This is a genomic window from Amycolatopsis acidiphila (assembly GCF_021391495.1).
GTDB classification, from domain to species: Bacteria; Actinomycetota; Actinomycetes; order Mycobacteriales; family Pseudonocardiaceae; genus Amycolatopsis_E; species Amycolatopsis_E acidiphila.
This window is the reverse complement of sequence record NZ_CP090063.1, coordinates 6,522,232-6,538,524: the sequence shown is the minus strand read 5'-3', so window position 1 is coordinate 6,538,524 and position 16,293 is coordinate 6,522,232. Positions and strand designations below refer to the sequence as shown.

The window sequence follows — 16,293 nt, the reverse complement described above, 5'->3', positions numbered from 1 at the left end:
CGGGGGCGAATTGTTCCGCCGGATGGCGTGTAACGCCCGCCGGCCGTTGACGCAGGGTGAGCACCGGTCCGGGGAATCAGCGTCCGTAACCGGCTCGGCGGAGTGCGTCGGCCAGTGCGCCAGCGGCGGCGTTACCCGAGTCCCGGCGGTTGCGGGACTGCTGCCCGCCGCCCTTGCGCGGCGCCTGGCCCTGCCGCTCACCCTGGCCCTGCTGCCGCGCGGGCTTCCCGCCGACCTCGTCGTCGAGACGGAGAGTCAGCGAGATCCGCTTCCGCGGAATGTCCACATCGAGCACCTTGACCTTCACGATGTCTCCCGGTTTGACCACATCGCGCGGGTCCTTGACGAAGTTCTTCGACAACGCCGACACGTGCGCGAGCCCGTCCTGGTGCACGCCGATGTCGATGAACGCGCCGAACGCGGCTACGTTCGTCACCACGCCCTCCAGCCGCATCCCGGGCTTGAGGTCCGCGAGCTTCTCGACGCCCTCGGCGAATGTGGCGGTCTTGAACGCCGGACGCGGGTCGCGGCCCGGCTTCTCCAGCTCGGACAGGATGTCGGTGACCGTGGGCAGACCCACGTTCTCGTCGACGAACTGCTCGGGCCGCACCGACTTCAGCGCCCGCTCGTTGCCCATCAGCTCGCGCAGTTGCTTGCCCGCGGCCGAGAGGATCCGCTGCACCACGGGGTAGGACTCGGGGTGCACGCTGGAGGAGTCGAGGGGGTCGTCGCCCTCGCGGATGCGCAGGAAGCCCGCGCACTGCTCGAACGCCTTCGGGCCCAGGCGCGGCACCTGCTTGAGCACCTCGCGGGAGCGGAACGGGCCGTTGGAGTCGCGGTGGCTCACGATGTTCTCGGCCAGGCTCGAGGTGATCCCGGAGACCCTGGTCAGCAGTGGTGCCGAGGCGGTGTTGACGTCCACCCCGACGGCGTTCACGCAGTCCTCGACCACGGCGTCCAGCGAACGCGAAAGCGACACCTCGGAAATGTCGTGCTGGTACTGCCCGACGCCGATCGACTTCGGGTCGATCTTGACCAGCTCAGCCAACGGGTCCTGCAGGCGGCGCGCGATGGACACCGCGCCGCGCAGCGAGACGTTCATGCCCGGCAGCTCCTGTGAGGCGAACGCCGACGCCGAGTACACCGACGCCCCGGCCTCGGAGACCACGGCCTTGGTGAGCTTGAGCTCGGGGTGCTTCTTGATCAGCTCGAGTGCCAGCTTGTCGGTCTCGCGCGAGGCCGTGCCGTTGCCGATCGCGATCAGCTCGACCTGGTGCTGCGCGGCGAGCTTCGCCAGCACGGCGATCGACTCGTCCCATTTGTTGGCGGGCTGGTGCGGGTAGATGGTGTGCGTCGCGACGACCTTGCCGGTCGCGTCGACGACGGCGACCTTCACGCCGGTGCGGAACCCGGGGTCGAGACCCATCGTCGAGCGCGTGCCGGCCGGCGCGGCCAGCAGCAGGTCACGCAGGTTCGCCGCGAACACGCGCACCGCGTCGTCCTCGGCGGACTGCCGCAGCCGCAGCCGCAGGTCGATCCCCAGGTGCAGCAGGATCTTCGTGCGCCACGCCCAGCGGACGGTGTCGAGCAGCCACTTGTCGCCGGGACGGCCCTGGTCGGCGACGCCGAAGCGCTGCGCGATCCGCCGCTCGTACTCGGTCGGGCCGACCCGCGGCTCGTCGGACGGCTCCTCGGGCTCGATGGTGAGGTCGAGGACCTCCTCCTTCTCGCCGCGGAACATCGCCAGCACGCGGTGCGAGGGCATCTTCGTGAACGGCTCGGAGAAGTCGAAGTAGTCGGCGAACTTGGCGCCGTCGGTCTCCTTGCCGGCGCGCACCTTCGACGCCAGACGCCCCTGCGCCCACATCTTCTCGCGCAGCTCGCCGATCAGGTCGGCGTCCTCGCCGAAGCGCTCCACCAGGATCGCGCGGGCGCCGTCGAGTGCCGCCTGCGCGTCGGCCACGCCCTTCTCGGCGTCGACGAACACCGCGGCCGCGGCGTGCGGGTCGGTGGTCGGGTCGTTCAGCAGGCCGTCGGCCAGCGGCTCGAGGCCCGCCTCGCGGGCGATCTGCGCCTTCGTACGTCGTTTCGGCTTGTAGGGCAGGTAGATGTCCTCCAGCCGGGCCTTCGTGTCGGCGAGCCGGATCTGCTCCTCCAGCTCGGGCGTCAGCTTGCCCTGGGTCCGGATCGAGTCGAGCACGGCGTCCCGCCGCTCGTCCAGCTCCCGCAGGTACCGCAACCGCTCTTCGAGCGTGCGCAGCTGCGCGTCGTCGAGCGTGCCGGTCACTTCCTTCCGGTACCGCGCGATGAACGGCACCGTCGAGCCGCCGTCGAGGAGATCGACGGCCGCCTTGACCTGCCCCTCGCGCACGCCGAGCTCCTCGGCGATCCTCTGCTCGATCGACTGCACGGCACTCGGCAAGCTGCCTGTCACGTTCCTGATCCACTCCCTGGTCGAAAGTCCGGCCTGCATTGTGCCTGCGCACAAGACGACCCGTCCGGACAGGGTTGCCCAAAACGAAGCGACCGTCCAGTAACCAAAAGCCGGTGTGGCGCGACTGTGGGGTATCGACGCCCGCGCGACACTCGGTAGGTGCACATGTCCGAACGGGCGGTACACGTGGAGGTGCAGCTGAGGCACGTCACCGTCGACGCCGGCGGCACGCCCGTTTCCTTTTCCTACCCCGGAATTCTACTCACCGGCTCCGAGGACGGCGAGCAGGTGTGCGAGCGCTGGGTGCCCTTCGGGGACGACCCTTCCGACGAGGACGACGAGCGGCTGGTCCAGGCGCTGCACCAGGCGCTGCTGTGGCAGGGGCACGAACTGCGGCTCTGGAGTTAGCGGCTCAGCAGGACTCGACGATTTCGGAGCACGTCGGTGGCGGGCAGTTGCTCGCCTGGTGCAGCAGTGCGTAGAGCTGTTCACGTTGCTCGTTGTCGAGGGCCGCCAGTACCTCGTCTTCGACGGCCGCGAGCGCGAACTCGGCCTTCGCGAGCCTCTTCGCGCCGACATCTGTGAGCTCCACGACATGCCGGCGGCGGTCCTCGGGTGAGCGCCGGCGCTCGACCAGGTTGTCGCCTTCCAGGTCGTTGAGCAGGCCGACGATGTTCGTGCTGTCCATCTCCAGCGTCTGGGCCAGCGCCTGCTGGCTGCTGCCGCCGAGGTCGCGCAGCAGGGTCAGCGCGAGCAGGTGCCGCGGGCGCAGCCCCATCGGCGCCAGCACGGACTCCGAGCGCAGGCGGATCCGCCGGGCGAGGTGGTCGAGCAGCGCGCCCGAGCGGTGGGGCGGCTGGTTGGCGACCGGCAGGGAGGCCATGGCCACAGTCTACGTGCGAACCAGCGGTCGGCGTGGTATCAATGATTTGTCCTACACAAGTCATCTACGAATGGTCAAAGACATGCCTCATCTCCTGCACATCGACTCGAGCATCCAGGGTGAGCAGTCGGTGACCCGCAAGCTCACCGCGCGGGTGGCCGCGGCCTGGCGGGCCGCGCACCCCGACGGCACGGTGACCTACCGGGACCTCGCCGCAGAGCCGCTGCCACACCTCGACGCGTTCGGCGGGCTGGCGCGCCTGGTCGCGCCCGACGAGCACACCCCGGCGCAGGCGGAGTCCTGGGCGGTCAGCGAGGAGCTGGTGAACGAGATCAAGCGGGCCGACGTCCTCCTGCTGGGCCTGCCGCTCTACAACTACGGCCCGCCGAGCAGCGTGAAGTCCTGGGTCGACCACCTGATCGTCCCCGGGCTGGCCTTCGACCCCGCGACGGGAACGGGCCTGCTCGGCGGCCGTGAGTTCCTGGTGCTGGCCGCCCGCGGTGGCGGGTACGGCGAGGGCACTCCGCGCGAGGGGTGGGACCACGCCGAACAGTGGCTGCCGCACGGGCTGGCCATGACCGGTCTCGAGCCGCGGTTCATCACCGCGGAGCTGACGCTCGCCGCGTCCAACCCCGCGATGGAGTCGCTGATCCCGCTGGCCGAGGAGAGCCTCGCGGCGGCGGAGCGCGAGATCGACGGGCTCTGGGCCAGGGCGATGGCCTGATCCATTCGCGAAGGAGGGCCTCCCGGCATCGTCCGGGAGGCCCTCCTTCAGTTCGCCAGCTTCGCGAGCAGCTCCCGTAGCCGGGTGCTTTCTTCTTGGTCCAGGCGTCGCAGCATCGAGCCGTTCACCACGTCGGCGACGGCTTTCGCCTCCCGCAGGGCCTCGCGGCCGGCGTCGGTGAGCCGCACGATGCGCCGCCTGCGATCTTCGCCGACCGTGCGCGTGATCAGCCCGCGCTGCTCCAGCCGCGACATCAGCCCGGCCAGCGTCGCCTTGTCGATCGCCGCCTGCTGGCCTGCCGTGACCTGGTCGACCTCCTCGCCCTCGTCGATCACGATCAGCACCGCGTACTGCGGCTTCGTCAGGTTCGGCAGTTTCGCCTGCCAGCGCGCGCCGTGTTCCTGAAGTACGCGTCGCATGAGATGGAACACCGCTTCGTCGACCCGGGCCATGGGCCGATGGTAGTGTGAACACGAAAGGTTCGTATACGAACTAAAGCGAGGAGGGCGCCGTGCGGCTCATCGTGGGGATGACGGGAGCGACCGGGGCGCCGCTGGGCGTGCGCCTGCTCGAGGCGCTGCGCGAGCTGGACGACGTGGAGACGCACCTGGTGCTCAGTCGCTGGGCGCGCACCACCATCGAGCTCGAAACGCCGTACAGCGCCCGGGAGGTCGGCAAGCTCGCCGACGTCGTGCACGGCGCGGGCGACCAGGCCGCGTCGATCTCCTCCGGTTCGTTCCGCACCGACGGGATGATCGTGATCCCGTGCAGCATGAAGTCGCTCGCCGGGATCCGCGCGGGCTACGCCGACGGGCTGGTCGGCCGCGCCGCCGACGTCGTGCTCAAGGAGCGCCGCAAGCTCGTGCTGGTCCCGCGCGAGACGCCGCTGAGCGAGATCCACCTGGAGAACATGCTCGCGCTGGCGCGGATGGGCGTGGTGCTCGTGCCGCCGATGCCCGCCTTCTACAACCACCCGGAGTCCGTGGACGACGTGCTCGACCACCTCGTCGCCCGCGTGCTGGACCAGTTCGACCTGCCCGCACCACGGGCGCGGCGCTGGTCCGGCCTGGACCGATAGGAGGAACCATGGTCCACGACGATTTGCGGTCCTTTTTGGACACACTGGAGAAGGACGGGCAGCTGCTGCGGATCCCGGAGCAGGTCGACCCCGAACCCGACCTCGGCGCGGCCGCGAACGCCGCCGCGCGCCTCGGCGACAAGGCGCCCGCGCTGTACTTCGACAACATCACCGGGTTCACCGATGCGCGTGTCGCGCTGAACGTGCACGGCTCCTGGGCCAACCACGCGCTCGCGCTCGGTCTGCCCAGCGAGACGCCCGTCCGGGAGCAGGTCACGGAGTTCATCCGCCGCTGGGAGACGTTCCCGGTGCCGGTCGAGCGGCGGGAGAACCCGCCGTGGGCGGAGAACGTGCTCGAAGGCGAGGACGTGGACCTGTTCAAGGTGCTGCCGCTGTTCCGGCTGAACGACGGCGACGGCGGGTTCTACCTCGACAAGGCGGCGGTGGTCTCGCGGGACCCCGAGGACCCGGGCGACTTCGGCAAGCAGAACGTGGGCGTGTACCGGATGGAGGTCAAGGGCCGGGCGAAGCTGGGTCTGCAGCCGGTGCCGATGCACGACATCGCGTTGCACCTGAACAAGGCCGAGCAGGCGGGCGAGGACCTGCCGGTCGCGATCACGCTCGGGAACGAGCCGGTGATCTCGATCGTCGCGGCCACGCCGATGGCCTATGACCAGAGCGAGTACGAGATGGCGGGCGCCCTGCGCGGCGCGCCCGCGCCGGTCGCGACCGCCCCGCTGACCGGGCTCGACGTGCCGTGGGGGTCGGAGGTCGTGCTGGAGGGCGTGATCGAGGGCCGCAAGCGCGAGATCGAGGGGCCGTTCGGGGAGTTCACCGGGCACTACTCGGGCGGGCGGAACATGACCGTCGTGCGGATCGACCGGATCTCCTTCCGCAGCAACCCCGTCTTCGAGACGCTGTACCTCGGCATGCCGTGGACCGAGGTCGACTACCTCATCGGCGCCAGCACCTGCGTGCCGATCCAGCAGCAGCTCAAGGCGGAGTTCCCCGAGGTGCAGGCGGTCAACGCGATGTACACCCACGGGCTGCTGGCGATCATCTCGACGAAGAAACGCTACGGCGGGTTCGCCAAGGCCGTCGGCATGCGCGCGATGACCACGCCGCACGGGCTCGGCTACCTGAAGCTGGTGATCATGGTGGACGAGGACGTGGACCCGTTCAACCTGCCGCAGGTGATGTGGGCGCTGTCCACGAAGGTCAACGCCGCCGGGGACCTGGTGAACATCCCCAACCTGCCCGTGCTGGAGCTCGATCCCGGTTCACAGCCCGCCGGGATCACCAACAAGCTGATCATCGACGCGACCACGCCCGTCGCCCCCGACAACCGCGGCCACTACAGCCAGCCCGTGCGGGACCTGCCCGAGGCGGACGCCTGGCTGACCAGGCTGCGGGGCATGCTCGCCGACCGCTGAGGAGGAAAGTCCGATGTGTCCCCGTTGTGGCCACGAAGTCCTGGCCAAGCTGGCCGATTCGCCCGTCCCCGGCGTGTGGGAGGTGCACCAGTGCCAGTTGTGCCTGTACACCTGGCGTAGTACCGAACCCGCACGACGCACCGAGCGTGCGCGCTACCCCGAGGAGTTCCGGATGACCCAGGCCGAAATCGACCACGCGCCGGAGGTCCCGGCCGTCCCGCCGCTGCGAGCGGGCCGATGAGCGACACGCTGATGTGGGAGGTCCGCGCGACGCCGGGCCGCCGCGAGGAGCTGCTGCGCTGGGTGGAGGACACCCTGGACCGCGATGCCGACATCTACCTCGGCGGCGAGGAGCGGATCGTGGTGATCGCCCGTGGCGTGGAGAAGCTGCCGGAGCCGCCGGCGGAGCTGCTGGCCAGGCCGGTGCACCAGTGGCCGTTCGAGCACCACGGCACGGTCAAGGGCGGGTAGGGAGCGTCCGCAAAGGCTCAGAACCGCCAGCGGGTCTGGCTGTACAGGCCCTTCCCGAAGCCGAAGGCGGTCACCGGCGCGATCTCGTACACCAGTGCCTCGTCGCCGTAGGTGTTGAGGAAGGCGCCGTCGTCGCTCACGGTGAAGCGCCACTCGCTGCCGTACTTCGCTTCGTAGGCTTCCGCGATGCGGCGCAGCTTCGCCGTGTCGCGGACGCGGACGGCGTCGCCTTCCAGCACGACGTCGAGGCCTTCGTGCAGCCGGTTGCAGCCGGTTGTCAAGGCGACGTGGGGGTTCTCGGCGAGGTTGCGGCCCTTGCGCTCTTCGGCGCCGGTGCAGAAGTACGCGGAGTCGTCGAGCCAAACGGCGAGCAGGGTCGTCACGTGCGGGCGGCCGTCGGGGCGGATCGTGGTCAGCCACGACACCTCCGCCTCGGTCAGCACCTTGCGTGCCTGCGCCCACGGGATGGCCGTCGCGTCGTCCGCGCTGTACCGGGTGTCCAGTCGAGTCTCCATACCTGGGCGGACTCGCGCACGGTGCGGAACTCATCGGGATGTGCCAAGCTCGGAGCCGCACTCGATGAGGAGGCGTAGTGACCAGCTCGGTTTTCGAACGCGTCGGCACCGGCGAGCACGTGGTCCTCGTGCTGCACGGATGGTTCGGTTCCGCGAAGGCGTGGGACAACCTGATCCCGCACCTCGACGACGAACGCTTCAGTTACGTCTTCACCGAATATCGCGGCTACGGCGCGCGCCAGGACGAGCCCGGCGAGCACACCATCGCCGAGGCCGCGTCCGACGTCCTCGCGCTCGCCGACCAGCTGGGCGCGCAGCGGTTCTCGCTCGTCGGCCACTCGATGGGCGGCAGCATCATGCAGTGGGTGTACGCCGACGCGCCGGACCGCGTGCGTGCCCTCGTCGGCGTGTCGCCCGTGCCCGCGAGCGGGGTGCAGTTCGACGAGGACGGCTGGAAGCTGTTCTCCGGCGCGGCCGAGGACTCCGCGAACCGCAAGGCGATCATCGACTTCACCACGGGCGGGCGGCATCCCGACGCCTGGCTCGACGGGATGGTGCTGCACTCGGAGGAGAACTCCGACAAGCAGGCGTTCGCCGAGTACCTGGAAGCCTGGGCGCACACCGACTTCTCCGACCGCATCGCCGGGGCCGAGGTGCCGGTCAAGGTATTCGTCGGCGAGCATGACCCGGCGCTGGGCGAGCAGGCCATGCTGGACACCTTCGTGCGCTGGTACCCGAAGCTCGAGCTGGAGGTGCTTCCCGACGCCGGGCACTACGCGGCCGACGAGGTGCCCGTGACGCTGGCCAACGCGATCGAAGTGTTCCTGGACCAGCACTGATGACAGCCGCGGACGTCTTCGACCCGAGGGTGTTCGCGCGGGGCCTGCCGCATGCCGAGTTCCGTCGCCTGCGCGACGAGGAACCCGTTGCCTGGCAAGAGGAACACGAGGTCCTCGACTGGCCGGCGGGCCCCGGCTACTGGGCGGTGACCCGGTACGCCGACGTCCGGCACGTGCTGCGCACCCCGGAGGTCTACTCCTCCTGGCTGGGCGCCACGCAGATCCGCGACCCGGAGCCGGACGACCTCGCGTTCATCCGCCGGATGATCCTCAACATGGACGCGCCGGAGCACAACCGGCTGCGGCGGATCGTCTCGGCCGTGTTCACCCGGCGACGGCTGGAACGCTTCGCCGAGCAGATCGCCGAGCGCGCCCGGCAGCTGCTCGGGAACGTCGTGCCGCGCGGGCACTGCGACCTGCCGGCGCAGGTGACCGACGACTTCCCGCTGCTCAACCTCGCGGACCTGCTCGGCGTCCCGCCCGCGGACCGCGGCCTGCTGCTGAAGTGGACGAACCGGGTGATCGGCTACCAGGACCCCGAGCACGCGGAGATCGTCCGCGACGCCCGCGGCAGGCCGGTCAACCCGCGCTCGCCCGCGATGCTCGCGGACATGTTCGGCTACGCGCAGGAGCTCGCCGCCGAGAAGCGGGCGAACCCGGCCGACGACCTGATGACCGCGCTCGTGCGGGCCGAGGTCGACGGGCGCGCCCTCGACGACGCCGAGCTGCAGATGTTCTTCTTCCTCGTCGTCATCGCGGGCAACGACACCGTCCGCAGCGCCCTGCCGGGCGGGGTGCTCGCGCTCCTGGAGCATCCCGCCGAGTACCGGCGGCTGCGGGCGGATCCGGCGCTGCTGCCCGGCGCGATCGAGGAAATGCTGCGCTGGCACGCGCCGGTGCTGACGTTCCGCCGGACGGCGAGCCAGGACACCGAGCTGTCCGGGCAGCGCATCCGCGCGGGCGACAAGGTGGTTGTCTACTTCGCGTCCGCCCACTTCGACGAGCGGGCCTTCCCGGAGCCGCACAGGTTCGACGTCACCCGCGAACCGAACGACCACCTCGCGTTCGGCCAGGGGCCGCACCTGTGCCTCGGCGCGCACTTCGGCAGGCTGCAGCTGCGGGTCTTCTTCCGCGAGTTCCTCGCTCAGCTGCCGGAGGTGCGCCTTGACGGCGAGGTGCGGCACCTGACGTCGAACTTCATCAACGGCATCACGCATCTTCCGCTGTGCTGGTGAACGGGCTCAGCGACACGCCGGCCGCCACCAGCGCCTCGCGGACCCCGCGCGCGATCTCGACCGCGCCAGGGGTGTCGCCGTGCACGCACACCGACTCCGGTTCGACCTGGACCACGCTTCCGTCGATCGCGGTCACCGTGCCCTCGGTGGCCATTCGCACGACCCGGCGCACGACCTCGTCGGCGTCGTGGATGACGGAACCGGGCTGTCGCCGCGAAACAAGCGTGCCCTCAGGGGTGTAGGCGCGGTCGGCGAAGGCCTCCCGGATGGGCCGCAGGCCCGCGGCTTCGGCCTGGCGCAACCATTCCGAACCCGGCAGGCCCAGCACCGGCAGGCTCGCGTCGTAGGTCCGCACGGCCTCGACGACGGCGGCGGCCTGCTCGGCGTGCTGCACGATCGCGTTGTACAGCGCGCCATGCGGCTTCACGTAGCTCACCCGCGTGCCGGCGACGCGGGCGAAGCCGTCGAGCGCGGCGATCTGGTAGATCACGTCGTTGACCAGTTCGGCGGGATCGACGTCGATGAACCGGCGGCCGAACCCGGGGAGGTCGCGGTAGGCGACCTGCGCGCCCACGGCGATGCCCCGCTCGGCGGCGCGCGTGGTCACCTTGCGCAGCACGCTCGGGTCGCCCGCGTGGAAGCCGCATGCCACGTTCGCGCTGGTCACGATGTCCAGCAGGGCGTCGTCGTGGGTCAGCGGCCAGATGCCGAAGCCCTCGCCGAGGTCACTGTTCAAGTCGATCAACTTCTCGCCTTCCCTGATCCTTGCAAACCCCGAACACGGCACCGATCGTCCTCGAACCCGCGCGCGAGACGGTGGATGGCACCAACCGAACGAGGAGGAATCATGCTCGTCTCCCTTCGCCGGGTCGCGGTCGTGGGCTGCGGGACCGCCGCCGTGCTCGCCGTCAGCGTCCCCGTCGCGTCCGCTCAGACCCCCGAGCCTACGACACCCGGCTACGGCCAGGTGACACTCAGTCCCGAGGAGTCGCAGTACCTGTGCGCCGACCTGCTGCCCCGCCTTGCCGATCGCACCGCCAAGCTGACCACGCGGATCAACGGCGACGCGAACACCACCGGTTCGGTCGCGTGGCTGCGGGCGCGCGCGGACGGCCAGCGCGCGAAGGGGCACCCGCAGCTCGCCGACCAGCTGGCGCGGCGGGCCGACCGGCGGGCCGGGCGGGTGGACGACCTCGAGTCCATCCAGGACCGGCTGACGAACTTCAGGAACTCGCACTGCGAGGCGAAGTGACCGTGCGCAGGAGTGTCGTGACCGCTGCCGCGCTGCTCGCGCTGGCGCTCGGCTGCACCGGCTGCCGCGACCACGCCACGAGCAGCCCGTCCGCGCCGCGACCGCAGGACGAACTGAGCCAGATCCGGACTACGCTGGACGCGATCGATTCGGAGATGGCGGGCGACGGCTCGCCGTGAGCCCGGGAGACCCGATGTCCGCACCCGGCCGCGGTCTGGTACTCGTCGTCGAGGACGAGACCGCGATCGCCGAGCTCATCGCGCTCTACCTGCGGCGGGACGGGTTCGCCGTGCACCGCGAGTCCGACGGGGACGCCGCGCTCGCCGCCGTCCGGCGATTGCGGCCGGTGGCGGTGGTGCTCGACATCGGACTGTCCGGGATGGACGGTGCAGAGGTCTGCCGGACCATGCGCGCCGCCGGTGACTGGACGCCGGTGCTGTTCGTGACGGCTCGCGACGACGAGGTCGACCGGCTGCTCGGGCTCGAGCTCGGTGCCGACGACTACGTGACGAAGCCGTTCTCCCCGCGGGAACTGGCGGCACGGGTACGCACCGTGCTCCGCCGGGGCCCGGGCGCGCGGGCCGAGGTGTTCACCGCCGGGGAGGTCCGGCTGGACGTCACGCAGCGCCGGGTGTGGGCCGGTGTGCAGGAGGTCGCGTTGACGTCGACCGAGTTCGAGCTGCTCGCGCAGCTGCTGCGGCAGCCCGGGCGGGTGTTCGAGCGCGGCCAGCTGCTCAGCGCGGTGTGGGGCTACTCGGCGTCGGCCGGGACGCGGACGGTGGACGTGCACATCGCCCAGCTGCGGGCGAAACTCGGACCGGCTAGTCCTATCAGGACGGTTCGCGGCGTCGGGTACGCGGCGGACGGGGCGTGATGCGCCGGTCGCTCGCCTTCCGGATCACCACGGTGTGTCTCGCGGTCGCCGGGGCGAAGGGGATCGGCGCGGGGCAGTCGATTTCGGCCACCCGCACGGTGTCCGGGCAGGCGGACCTCGTCGAGGTCCGTGGGACCGGCCGCGGTGGCCGCGCTCCTGCTCGGGCGCCTGCTGGCGCGGCCACTGCGCCGCACGGCGGACGTCGCGGTGGTGGACGCCCGGCGGTTGCGGCAGGTGCTGGACGGGCTGGCGGAGAACGCGTTGCGGGTGACCCCCGCGCGGGCGCCATTGACGTTGTCGCTCAACGATTCCGGCGTCCTGCAGGTCCGCGACGGCGGTCCGGGTCTCGCGCCGGAGGACTACGCGATGGCCTTCGAGCGCGGCGCGCTGAACGCGAAGTACCGGGGGCGGCGGCCGGTCGGCTCGGGGGGTCGGGCTGGCGCTGGCGCACGGCCTGGTGACCCGGATGGGCGGCACGATCACCGCGGGCCCGGCGCCCGAGGGTGGTGCGGCGTTCACGATCGCGGTGCCGTCGGCCCGGCGGTGATCTCCGCCCGGCGGGCCGGGCAGCGTTTACGCTCGGGGGGTGACGCCGACGTTCAAGCTGACCTCCACGGTCCTCGGGACCCCCGATCCCCGGGGCCTGGCCGACTTCTACCGGAAGATCCTGGGCTGGCCGGTCGGCAGCTACGAGCCGGAGTGGGTGACACTGCGCCCGGCCGACGGCAGCGCCGGGCTGTCGTTCCAGCTGGAGAGCGAGCACGCGCCGCCGGCGTGGCCCGCAGGCCGGGACGAGCAGCAGATGCAACTGCACCTCGACATCGAGGTCGACGACCTCGCCGCCGCGAGCGAGGTCGTCGAGGCCGCCGGCGGCGTCCTCGCGAAGTACCAGCCGCAGGACGACGTCCGCGTGTACCTCGACCCGGCGGGGCACCCGTTCTGCCTGTGGATCAGGACCTAGGCTCGCGGCCGGAAATCGTCACGACCCCTCCAGGTCGCCCTCCGTGCGGAGGTAGACCTCGCGCAGCTGCGCCAGCAGCTCCGGGTCCGGCTCGGCCCACAGGCCACGGTCCGCGGCCTCCGTCAGCCGCTCGACGATCCCGCGCAGCGCCCACGGGTTGGACTTCGCCAGGAACTCCTGGTTCTGCTGGTCCAGCACGTACGACTCGGACAGCTTCTCATACATCCAGTCGTCCACCACGCCGGCCGTCGCGTCGAAGCCGAACAGGTAGTCGACCGTCGCGGCGAGCTCGAAGGCGCCCTTGTACCCGTGCTTGCGCATCGCGGCGAGCCAGCGCGGGTTGACGACCCGGGCCCGGAACACCCGCGCCGTCTCCTCGTGCAGCGAGCGCGTGCGGACCGCGTCCGGGCTCGTCGAGTCGCCGATGTACGACGCCGGCGCCTGGCCCGTCAGCGCGCGGGTGAAGGCGATCATGCCGCCGTGGTACTGGAAGTAGTCGTCGGAGTCGGCGATGTCGTGCTCGCGCGTGTCGGTGTTCTTCGCCGCGACGACGATCCGCCGGTACGAGCTCTCCATGTCCTCCCGCGCGGGCTTCCCGTCCAGCGACCGCCCGTAGGCGTAGCCGCCCCACGTCGCGTACACCTCCGCCAGGTCCGCGTCGTCGCGCCAGTTGCCGGAGTCCATCAGCGGCAGCAGCCCCGCACCGTAGGCGCCCGGCTTCGAGCCGAAGATCCGGGTCGTGGCACGGCGTTCGTCACCGTGAGTGTCCATATCGGACAGGAAGTGGGCCCGGACGTAGTTGCTCTCAACGGGTTCGGCCAACGCTGCCACGAGCCGCACGGCGTCGTCGAGCAGGTCGATCACGTGCGGGAACGCGTCCCGGAAGAACCCGCTGATCCGCACGGTCACGTCGATCCGCGGCCTGCCCAGCTCGGCGAGCGGGACCGGCTCGAGACCGGTGACCCGCCGGGACGCCTCGTCCCACACCGGCTGCACGCCCAGCAGCGCCAGCACTTCCGCCGCGTCGTCGCCCGACGTGCGCATCGCCGACGTGCCCCAGACCGACAGGCCGACCGACTGCGGCCAGTCCCCGGTGTCCTCCCGGTACCGCCGCAGCAGCGAGTCCGCCAGCGCCTGGCCGGTCTCCCAGGCGAGCCGGCTCGGGATCGCCTTCGGGTCGACCGTGTAGAAGTTGCGGCCCGTCGGCAGCACGTTCACCAGGCCCCGCAACGGAGAACCGCTCGGCCCGGCCGGGATGTACCCGCCGTCGAGCGCGTGCAGGACCGCGTCGATCTCACCGGTCGTGCCCGCCAGCCGTGGCACGATCTCCGTCGCCGCGAACCGCAGCACGCTCGCCACCGGCTCCTCGACGGTGATCGCGTCGACCGACCAGTCCGCGGCCTCCATGTCCAGCACGAGCTGCCTCGCCGTCCGCTCGACCGCGTCCACATCGGACAGCGGGGCGTCCTCCTTCAGGCCCAGCGCGGAACGCAGCCCCTGGACCGCACCGGCCTGCCCGCCCCACATCTGCTGCGCCCGAAGCATCGCGAGCACCAGGTTCACCCGTGCCTCGCCGGTCGGCGCCTCGCCGAGGATGTGCAGCCCGTCCCGGATCTGCGCGTCCTTGACCTCACACAGCCAGCCGTCGATGTGCAGCAGGAAGTCGTCGAACTCCACGTCGTGCGGGCGTTCCGCGATGCCGAGGTCGTGGTCGAGCTTGGCGGCCTGGATCAGGGTCCAGATCTGGGCGCGGATCGCGGGCAGTTTCGCCGGGTCCATCGCCGAGATGTTCGCGTGCTCGTCGAGCAGCTGCTCCAGCCGCGCCAGGTCGCCGTAGCTCTCCGCGCGGGCCATCGGCGGGATGAGGTGGTCGACGATCGTGGCGTGCGCACGCCGCTTCGCCTGCGCGCCCTCGCCGGGGTCGTTGATCAGGAACGGGTAGATCAGCGGCAGGTTGCCCAGCACCGCGTCCGGTGCGCAGGACGCCGACAGGCCGGCGGTCTTGCCCGGCAGCCATTCCAGCGAGCCGTGCTTGCCCAGGTGCACCACCGCGTGCGCGCCGAACTCCGCCTCCAGCCAGCGGTAGGCCGCCAGGTAGTGGTGGCTCGGCGGCAGGTCCGGGTTGTGGTAGATCGCGACCGGGTTCTCGCCGAACCCCCGTGGCGGCTGGATCATCAGCACGACGTTGCCCGCCTGCAGCGACGCCAGCACGATGTCCCCACCGTCGACGTACAGCTCGCCGGGCGGTGGGCCCCAGTGCTGCTCCATCTCCGCGCGCAGCTGTTCGGGAAGTGCCGCGAACCACTCGCGGTAGCGATCGGCGGGGACTCGGATCGGGTTGCCCGCAAGCTGTTCCTCGGTCAGCCACTCGGGATCCTGCCCGCCCGCCGCGATGAGCGCGTGGATCAGCTCGTCGCCGTCGCCGGACTCGATGCCGGGGAACGGTTCCGGGCCGAGGTCGTAGCCCTGCTCGATCATCCGGCGCAGCAGCTTCACCGCGGACGCGGGCGTGTCCAGGCCGACCGCATTACCGACCCGCGAGTGCTTCGTCGGGTACGCGGAGAGCATCAGCGCGATCCGCCGCTCGGCGGGCGGGGTGTGGCGCAGCCGCGCGTGCGCCAGCGCGATGCGTGCGACACGGGCGGCGCGCTCGGTGTCGGGCACGTAGTGCGGCAGGCCGTCCTCGTCGAGCTCCTTGAAGGAGAACGGAACCGTGATGATCCGCCCGTCGAACTCCGGGACCGCCATCTGGTTCCCGGCGTCCAAAGGGGACAGACCCTCGTTGCTGCCCTGCCAGGTCTCGTGGTCGCTGGTGAGGCAGAGCGCCTGCAGGATCGGGATGTCGAGCGCGGCCAGCTCCGCCACGTCCCACGCCTCGTCGTCGCCACCCGCGCCGACCGCCGACGGCCGGGTGCCACCGGCCGCGAGCACGGTGACCAGCAAGGCGTCCGCCCTGCCCAGCTCCACCATCATCGCCGGTTCACGCGTGCGCAGCGACGCGCAGTGGATGGGCAGGGCCTGGCCGCCCGCGTCCTCGACCGCCCGCGCCAGCTCCTCGACGAACGCCGTGTTGCCCGAGAGGTGGTGCGCCCGGTAGTACAGGATCGCTACCACCGGGCCCTCGGTACGCCGCGGCTGCCGTTCGAGCACGCCCCACATCGGCTGCGGCGCGGGCGGCTCGAAGCCGTCGCCGGTCAGCAGCAGGGTGTCGGAGAGGAACCGGTGCAGCTGGGTGAGGTTCTCGGGGCCGCCCTGCGCCAGGTAGGCGTGTGCCTCGGTGGCGATCCCCGCCGGCACGGTGGACAGCTCCATCAGCTCCGCGTCGGGGGCCTGCTCGCCGCCCAGCACCACGACGTGCGCGCCGCTCGCGCGGACCGCGGCCAGGCCGTCGGACCACGTCCGCGCCGACCCGAGGATGCGCACCACCACGATCCGCACGCCGTCGAGCAGCGCGGGCAGCTCGCCGAGGTCGAGCCGCGCCGGGTTCGCCAGCCGGTACCCGGCGGAGCTCGCCCTGGCACTGAGCAGGTCGGTGTCCGAAGTGGACAGCAGCAGGATCACGCGGGGCCTCCTAGTTCTCGCCCCTCACTCTCC

18 protein-coding genes and 1 pseudogene are annotated in these 16,293 nt (G+C 71.0%); 13 read left to right on the top strand and 6 right to left on the bottom strand.

Annotated features, from left to right (window positions below):
- Window positions 1-76: 76 nt before the first annotated feature.
- Entirely contained in the window at window positions 77-2,434 is a 2,358-nt protein-coding gene (locus LWP59_RS31990) for a Tex family protein (protein ID WP_229857778.1), read from the bottom strand.
- A 159-nt stretch (window positions 2,435-2,593) separates the two neighbouring features.
- Between LWP59_RS31990 and LWP59_RS31985 the strand changes: the two genes are divergently transcribed.
- On the top strand, window positions 2,594-2,842 hold the full coding sequence (locus LWP59_RS31985; protein ID WP_373299628.1) for a hypothetical protein: 249 nt from the start codon (window positions 2,594-2,596) through the stop codon (window positions 2,840-2,842).
- Between the two features lie 4 nt (window positions 2,843-2,846).
- Here LWP59_RS31985 and LWP59_RS31980 read toward each other — a convergent pair whose 3' ends face one another.
- The gene (locus LWP59_RS31980) at window positions 2,847-3,317 is read right to left on the bottom strand and encodes a MarR family winged helix-turn-helix transcriptional regulator (protein ID WP_144636606.1); all 471 of its coding nucleotides are present in this window, start codon (window positions 3,315-3,317) and stop codon (window positions 2,847-2,849) included.
- An 82-nt stretch (window positions 3,318-3,399) separates the two neighbouring features.
- On the opposite strand from LWP59_RS31980, the gene LWP59_RS31975 reads away from it, so the two are divergent.
- A complete protein-coding gene (locus tag LWP59_RS31975; RefSeq protein WP_144636604.1) occupies window positions 3,400-4,041 on the top strand; it encodes an FMN-dependent NADH-azoreductase in 642 nt (213 codons plus the stop codon).
- A gap of 47 nt (window positions 4,042-4,088) precedes the next feature.
- On the opposite strand, the gene LWP59_RS31970 is transcribed toward LWP59_RS31975, so the two are convergent.
- Entirely contained in the window at window positions 4,089-4,493 is a 405-nt protein-coding gene (locus LWP59_RS31970) for a MarR family winged helix-turn-helix transcriptional regulator (RefSeq protein ID WP_144636602.1), read from the bottom strand.
- Between the two features lie 59 nt (window positions 4,494-4,552).
- Between LWP59_RS31970 and LWP59_RS31965 the strand changes: the two genes are divergently transcribed.
- Genes LWP59_RS31965 through LWP59_RS31950 form a run of 4 tightly spaced genes read left to right on the top strand, consistent with a single transcriptional unit; the run spans window position 4,553 to window position 7,023 of the window.
- On the top strand, window positions 4,553-5,119 hold the full coding sequence (locus LWP59_RS31965; protein WP_144636600.1) for a non-oxidative hydroxyarylic acid decarboxylases subunit B: 567 nt from the start codon (window positions 4,553-4,555) through the stop codon (window positions 5,117-5,119).
- An 8-nt stretch (window positions 5,120-5,127) separates the two neighbouring features.
- Window positions 5,128-6,552, top strand: coding sequence for a non-oxidative hydroxyarylic acid decarboxylases subunit C (locus LWP59_RS31960; RefSeq protein ID WP_144636598.1), 1,425 nt, complete (start codon window positions 5,128-5,130; stop codon window positions 6,550-6,552).
- A gap of 13 nt (window positions 6,553-6,565) precedes the next feature.
- A complete protein-coding gene (locus tag LWP59_RS31955) occupies window positions 6,566-6,793 on the top strand; it encodes a non-oxidative hydroxyarylic acid decarboxylases subunit D (RefSeq protein ID WP_144636596.1) in 228 nt (75 codons plus the stop codon).
- Complete coding sequence (locus LWP59_RS31950; RefSeq protein ID WP_144636594.1) at window positions 6,790-7,023, top strand: hypothetical protein; 234 nt, start codon at window positions 6,790-6,792, stop codon at window positions 7,021-7,023. Before LWP59_RS31955 ends, LWP59_RS31950 begins: the two co-directional genes overlap by 4 nt.
- Before the next feature lie 17 nt (window positions 7,024-7,040).
- On the opposite strand, the gene LWP59_RS31945 is transcribed toward LWP59_RS31950, so the two are convergent.
- Window positions 7,041-7,538, bottom strand: coding sequence for a pyridoxamine 5'-phosphate oxidase family protein (locus tag LWP59_RS31945; protein ID WP_144636592.1), 498 nt, complete (start codon window positions 7,536-7,538; stop codon window positions 7,041-7,043).
- A 77-nt stretch (window positions 7,539-7,615) separates the two neighbouring features.
- Between LWP59_RS31945 and LWP59_RS31940 the strand changes: the two genes are divergently transcribed.
- Entirely contained in the window at window positions 7,616-8,377 is a 762-nt protein-coding gene (locus LWP59_RS31940) for an alpha/beta fold hydrolase (RefSeq protein ID WP_144636590.1), read from the top strand.
- Window positions 8,377-9,612, top strand: coding sequence for a cytochrome P450 (locus LWP59_RS31935; protein WP_144636588.1), 1,236 nt, complete (start codon window positions 8,377-8,379; stop codon window positions 9,610-9,612). Before LWP59_RS31940 ends, LWP59_RS31935 begins: the two co-directional genes overlap by 1 nt.
- On the opposite strand, the gene LWP59_RS31930 is transcribed toward LWP59_RS31935, so the two are convergent.
- Window positions 9,587-10,354 carry a LamB/YcsF family protein gene (locus LWP59_RS31930; RefSeq protein ID WP_186383164.1) on the bottom strand — a complete coding sequence of 256 codons (768 nt, stop codon included), beginning with the start codon at window positions 10,352-10,354 and terminating at the stop codon, window positions 9,587-9,589. The genes LWP59_RS31935 and LWP59_RS31930 overlap by 26 nt on opposite strands.
- Before the next feature lie 105 nt (window positions 10,355-10,459).
- Here LWP59_RS31930 and LWP59_RS31925 point away from each other — a divergent pair, with 105 nt between their 5' ends.
- The 5 genes and pseudogenes from LWP59_RS31925 (at window position 10,460) to LWP59_RS31905 (ending at window position 12,699) form a co-directional block, all read left to right on the top strand.
- Entirely contained in the window at window positions 10,460-10,864 is a 405-nt protein-coding gene (locus LWP59_RS31925) for a hypothetical protein (protein ID WP_144636584.1), read from the top strand.
- 17 nt (window positions 10,865-10,881) lie between these two features.
- Complete coding sequence (locus LWP59_RS31920; protein ID WP_186383165.1) at window positions 10,882-11,043, top strand: hypothetical protein; 162 nt, start codon at window positions 10,882-10,884, stop codon at window positions 11,041-11,043.
- 14 nt (window positions 11,044-11,057) lie between these two features.
- Entirely contained in the window at window positions 11,058-11,738 is a 681-nt protein-coding gene (locus LWP59_RS31915) for a response regulator transcription factor (protein ID WP_144636582.1), read from the top strand.
- A gap of 207 nt (window positions 11,739-11,945) precedes the next feature.
- Window positions 11,946-12,285: pseudogene (locus tag LWP59_RS31910) on the top strand (sensor histidine kinase); the annotation flags it as partial.
- Between the two features lie 39 nt (window positions 12,286-12,324).
- The gene (locus LWP59_RS31905; RefSeq protein ID WP_144636580.1) at window positions 12,325-12,699 is read left to right on the top strand and encodes a VOC family protein; all 375 of its coding nucleotides are present in this window, start codon (window positions 12,325-12,327) and stop codon (window positions 12,697-12,699) included.
- An 18-nt stretch (window positions 12,700-12,717) separates the two neighbouring features.
- On the opposite strand, the gene cobN is transcribed toward LWP59_RS31905, so the two are convergent.
- Window positions 12,718-16,260 carry a cobaltochelatase subunit CobN gene (gene cobN / locus LWP59_RS31900; protein ID WP_144636578.1) on the bottom strand — a complete coding sequence of 1,181 codons (3,543 nt, stop codon included), beginning with the start codon at window positions 16,258-16,260 and terminating at the stop codon, window positions 12,718-12,720.
- Window positions 16,261-16,293: the final 33 nt, after the last annotated feature.

Excerpts from the sequence above, each read along its gene's own strand:
- LWP59_RS31960 (WP_144636598.1), top strand. The coding sequence starts at position 5,128 with ATGGTCCACGACGATTTGCGGTCCTTTTTGGACACACTGGAGAAGGAC.
- LWP59_RS31975 (WP_144636604.1), top strand. The coding sequence starts at position 3,400 with ATGCCTCATCTCCTGCACATCGACTCGAGCATCCAGGGTGAGCAGTCG.
- LWP59_RS31950 (WP_144636594.1), top strand. The coding sequence starts at position 6,790 with ATGAGCGACACGCTGATGTGGGAGGTCCGCGCGACGCCGGGCCGCCGC.
- LWP59_RS31970 (WP_144636602.1), bottom strand. The coding sequence starts at position 4,493 with ATGGCCCGGGTCGACGAAGCGGTGTTCCATCTCATGCGACGCGTACTT.
- LWP59_RS31915 (WP_144636582.1), top strand. The coding sequence starts at position 11,058 with ATGTCCGCACCCGGCCGCGGTCTGGTACTCGTCGTCGAGGACGAGACC.
- LWP59_RS31980 (WP_144636606.1), bottom strand. The coding sequence starts at position 3,317 with ATGGCCTCCCTGCCGGTCGCCAACCAGCCGCCCCACCGCTCGGGCGCG.
- LWP59_RS31955 (WP_144636596.1), top strand. The coding sequence starts at position 6,566 with ATGTGTCCCCGTTGTGGCCACGAAGTCCTGGCCAAGCTGGCCGATTCG.
- LWP59_RS31925 (WP_144636584.1), top strand. The coding sequence starts at position 10,460 with ATGCTCGTCTCCCTTCGCCGGGTCGCGGTCGTGGGCTGCGGGACCGCC.
- LWP59_RS31945 (WP_144636592.1), bottom strand. The coding sequence starts at position 7,538 with ATGGAGACTCGACTGGACACCCGGTACAGCGCGGACGACGCGACGGCC.
- LWP59_RS31935 (WP_144636588.1), top strand. The coding sequence starts at position 8,377 with ATGACAGCCGCGGACGTCTTCGACCCGAGGGTGTTCGCGCGGGGCCTG.